Below are 3975 nucleotides of genomic sequence, written 5' to 3'. Positions count from 1 at the left end.
GTGATGGCTTATCGCTCACCCCGAGGAAAGCGTCCGGCTGGGGCGGAAATCAATTTTACTCTCTGTTTTAAAGATTTCTTTGCATTATAATTCAACCCTACGCTTTAACATAGCCATATTTTTTATTAGTTTTGATTATTTCAAACAAATCTTCTATAATTTAATTTATTAGAGGTGAATTATGAAAAAGAAGCTTATCTATTTTTTTAGTGCTCAGATTATTATAATTTTAGTGATGTTATTAACGACTAAACGTATCGATCTGGAAGCATATACTAATGTTTCCTTCTATATAGGAGGACTTGTCACATTTATTGGTCTAGTTACATATGTTGTATCAGGAGGATTTTTTGATCTTTATGCGTCTGGCTCAAGGAAATTTTTCACTAGAAAACATTTAAAAGATGAGATTGTGAATATGCGACTTCCTTCCGAAGTTTTTTCTTTCTCCCCTAAACCACTATTTGCTTTAGGGTTATCAATTTTAGCTTGTACATGTATAGCGTTACTTTTTTATTATGGATAAATTTGTCCCTTGATTTTTGAGTTTCTTCTATATATAATAATCAAAACTAAATAAAGAGCTTTGATGAAGAAAGTACATTTATAGAGTGTGTTTAGAGAGTCTGCGGATGCTGCAAGCAGATCATACGATAAATGGAATGGGCTTCTGAGCAGTATAAGTGAAAGGTCAAGTAGCTTATACCGTTTCCTTCGCGTTATGAAGAAGAGTGGCTATTTATTTTAGCAAGCTGGGTGGTACCACGGATATTACATCATTCGTCCCTTTTTTAGGGATGCATGATGTTTTTTTATATTCTAAGGAGGAAAATTTTATGAAAACACTTTTTTCGGGCGTCCAGCCTACCGGTACAATTACTTTGGGAAATTATATCGGCGCATTTAGACAGTTTATAGACCTACAAAATGATAACGATTGTATTTTTTGCATCGTAGATCAGCATGCTATTACTGTAGCTCAAGACCCCCAAGAACTTCAAAATCATATTCGTTCGTTGGCAGCCTTATATCTAGCGGTAGGAATAGATCCAGAGAAGTCGATTTTGTTTGTCCAGTCAGAGGTTCCAGCCCATGCAAAAGCAGGATGGATGATGCAATGTATTTCTCACATTGGAGAACTGGAAAGAATGACGCAGTTCAAAGATAAATCAGATGGGAAAGATGCTGTGACTGCTGGATTATTGACTTACCCACCACTTATGGCCGCTGATATACTTCTTTACCAAACAAACATCGTACCTGTTGGCGATGATCAAAAACAACATATAGAACTAACTCGTGACTTGGCAGAACGTTTCAATAAAAGATACGGTAATGTATTAACTATGCCTGAAATCCAGCTTCCTAAGCACGGCGCACGTATCAAATCCCTGCAGGATCCAACGAAAAAAATGAGTAAGTCAGACCCTAATCAAAAAGCAACTATTCGTATTTTAGATACGCCAAAGCAAATAGAAAAGAAAATCAAAAGCTCTGTTACTGATTCAGAAGGAATCGTAGCATTTGATACTGAAAACAAACCAGGTGTCTCTAATCTATTAACAATAGAATCTGCTTTGACGGGTACACCTATTCCAGAATTAGTAGCTAAATATGAAGGAAAAGGTTATGGAGATTTTAAAGCATCTGTTGCAGAAGCTATTATTAATCATCTAGCACCTATTCAACAGAGATACGAGGAATTATTAAACTCATCAGAACTAGATTCCATTCTAGATCGCGGTGCAGAAAAAGCTAACCAATTAGCAAATGAAACACTTGTTAAGATGGAAGCCGCAATGGGTCTCGGTAGAAGACGCTAATCGTTAATCCTAAAATGGATAGACAGAAGATAATAAAATCTTTTGAGTTTAGCATATACATCAGCACTGATTTCCATGAATATCCTAAAGACAGGAAATTTAAATATAGTACTAAATGGGAGCAGCTGATAATTGCTATTCCGTAGCTTATTAGAAAAATTAGTAGTCTCATTATTATCACGTCCTTCATAAAACATATGAAAAACCGTTCCTAAACTTTCGTCTAGGAACGGTTTTTTTGAAGATTATTTTAATGGCTCTTCTGATACTAGTTGAAGTTCATGTAATCCAAAGTCAGTACCATAAGTTACATCATAGTTTTTCACTGCCTTGTTAACTACATAAATTGCGCTACGGAATTGAGTAGGAATTACTGGAACTTGCTCTGACATGTATACTTGGAAATCACGGAATGCTTGCGCACGTTTTGCAGAGTCAAATGCATCCGGTGAATCGATAGCTGCTAATAATTCATCTAATTCAGGTGAAGTAAAGCGGCTATAGTTAAATGCTGAGTCTTTTCCATATAAGCCTAGTGGTGATGGGTTTGTACCTGTTCCCCAAGCTCCCATGTAAATATCAATTTCAGGGTCATCTGCTTCTACTTTATCATAGAAAGAGTTCATTTCGATTAAACGACCAGATGTTAATACAACCTTTAGACCAACGTCTCTCCAGTTTTGAATCCAATATGCAGCCATTTCTTCAGCTGTAACGTCTCCTGACATACCTGCATAATTAATCTCTAATTTTTCGCCTTCTGGAGTTTCACGGAATCCGTCTCCATCGATATCTTTATAACCAGCTTCGTCTAATAATTGTTCTGCTTTTGCTGGATCATACTTTATGCCCTCTAAAGTGTCATCATAGAAAGAAGCAAATGCTGGTGGTATTAAACCAGTTGCACGAGTTCGTAAATTATCGTAATATGCTTCATTTACAGACTCTACATCTAAAGCATATCCCATTGCCATACGTAAGTTTAGATTAGCCATTTTAGCATTTGGATCCATTGTACTTAATTTAGTTTTAGTGTCAAACTTACCTAATTTAAATCCAAGGTAGGAATAAGATAACTCTGGTTGAACAAGTACAGAAGCATTTTTAAAGTCTTTTACTTCCGCATACTTCGTTGCTGGTAATGATCCAGCTGTCATATGATATTCACCAGTTTCTAACGCTTTAGAGATTGAGCTAGAAGGTACTACTTTTAAAAGTACGCCATCCAACTTAGGCTCTCCTTTAAAGTAATGTTCATTTTTTACAAATTGAACAGATTCACCAGGAATAATTTTTTCAAATTTAAATGCACCTAAAGATAATGGGTTTTTACGAACTGGGTCAGATTCTAACAATTGTCCTACTGGAATATCTTTTAAAATATGACTTGGTTCAGCAGAACTCCATAGACCATCTCCACCTGAATAAATTGCTGGAGATAATTTTTTAAAGGAAATTTCTAATGTAGTTTCGTCAACCTTTTTTAATCCAGAAATTGTATCAGCAGTTCCTGCATTATACTCTTCTGCACCAATGATATTTTTAAAATCTCCGTCATAACGAATACCTTGATAGTCTGGGTGTCCAATGATTAAATATGGAAGCATAACATCTTCAATTTTCAAAGGCTCGCCATCTGACCATTTTACACCTTCACGGATTTTAATTGTTGCTTTGTTTGTATTAGGGTCTGCTTCAAGTGTAGCAATACCTCTGTCATCAATTAAAAAGTCACCATCTACAGAGAAAATGGAATTACTAGCGTAATCTAAAATATCTGCATCTACACCATTTTGATATAATACTAGAGAGAAGATCCCTTCAAAAGGAGTATCTGTTCCTAATGCAACCTTTAAAATTCCGCCATCAATTGCATCTCCCTCATGCTCAACCTTTTGAGAAAATTCTGAAGTACCTTCTTCTGCAGCAGGTTCTTCCTCTTTATCTTCTTCTTTATCCTTATCGTCCTCAGTCTTTGCCGGTTCTGTTGTTCCTTCAGTATTTGAGCCTGAAGATTCTTCGTCGTTGTTACATGCGCCTAACACAAGCATAAATGCTATTAGTACAGCTAATAATGTCCAAAGCTTCTTATTCATCCTTTTTCCTCCTTTTTATATATCTTTGCCCGTACTTAAATCGAAACAAGTATGGA

At 35.9% G+C, this 3975-nt stretch carries 3 protein-coding genes and 1 other annotated feature; of the genes, 2 read left to right on the top strand and 1 reads right to left on the bottom strand.

Annotation, left to right across the window (positions count from 1 at the left end):
• Positions 1-181: 181 nt before the first annotated feature.
• Positions 182-526 carry a DUF3899 domain-containing protein gene (locus Q0371_RS07215; RefSeq protein ID WP_251556048.1) on the top strand — a complete coding sequence of 115 codons (345 nt, stop codon included), beginning with the start codon at positions 182-184 and terminating at the stop codon, positions 524-526.
• A gap of 51 nt (positions 527-577) precedes the next feature.
• Positions 578-791, top strand: a binding site (T-box leader).
• Positions 792-836: 45 nt separating this feature from the next.
• Positions 837-1823, top strand: coding sequence for a tryptophan--tRNA ligase (trpS, locus tag Q0371_RS07210; RefSeq protein ID WP_251556047.1), 987 nt, complete (start codon positions 837-839; stop codon positions 1821-1823).
• Between the two features lie 245 nt (positions 1824-2068).
• On the opposite strand, the gene Q0371_RS07205 is transcribed toward trpS, so the two are convergent.
• Positions 2069-3919, bottom strand: coding sequence for an oligopeptide ABC transporter substrate-binding protein (locus Q0371_RS07205; protein WP_251556046.1), 1851 nt, complete (start codon positions 3917-3919; stop codon positions 2069-2071).
• Between the last annotated feature and the right edge of the window lie 56 nt (positions 3920-3975).

Source organism: uncultured Psychrobacillus sp., assembly GCF_938022135.1.
Classification (GTDB): domain Bacteria; phylum Bacillota; class Bacilli; order Bacillales_A; family Planococcaceae; genus Psychrobacillus.
The sequence above is the reverse complement of the archived record's forward strand: the minus strand, read 5'-3'. Positions and strand labels throughout refer to the sequence as shown.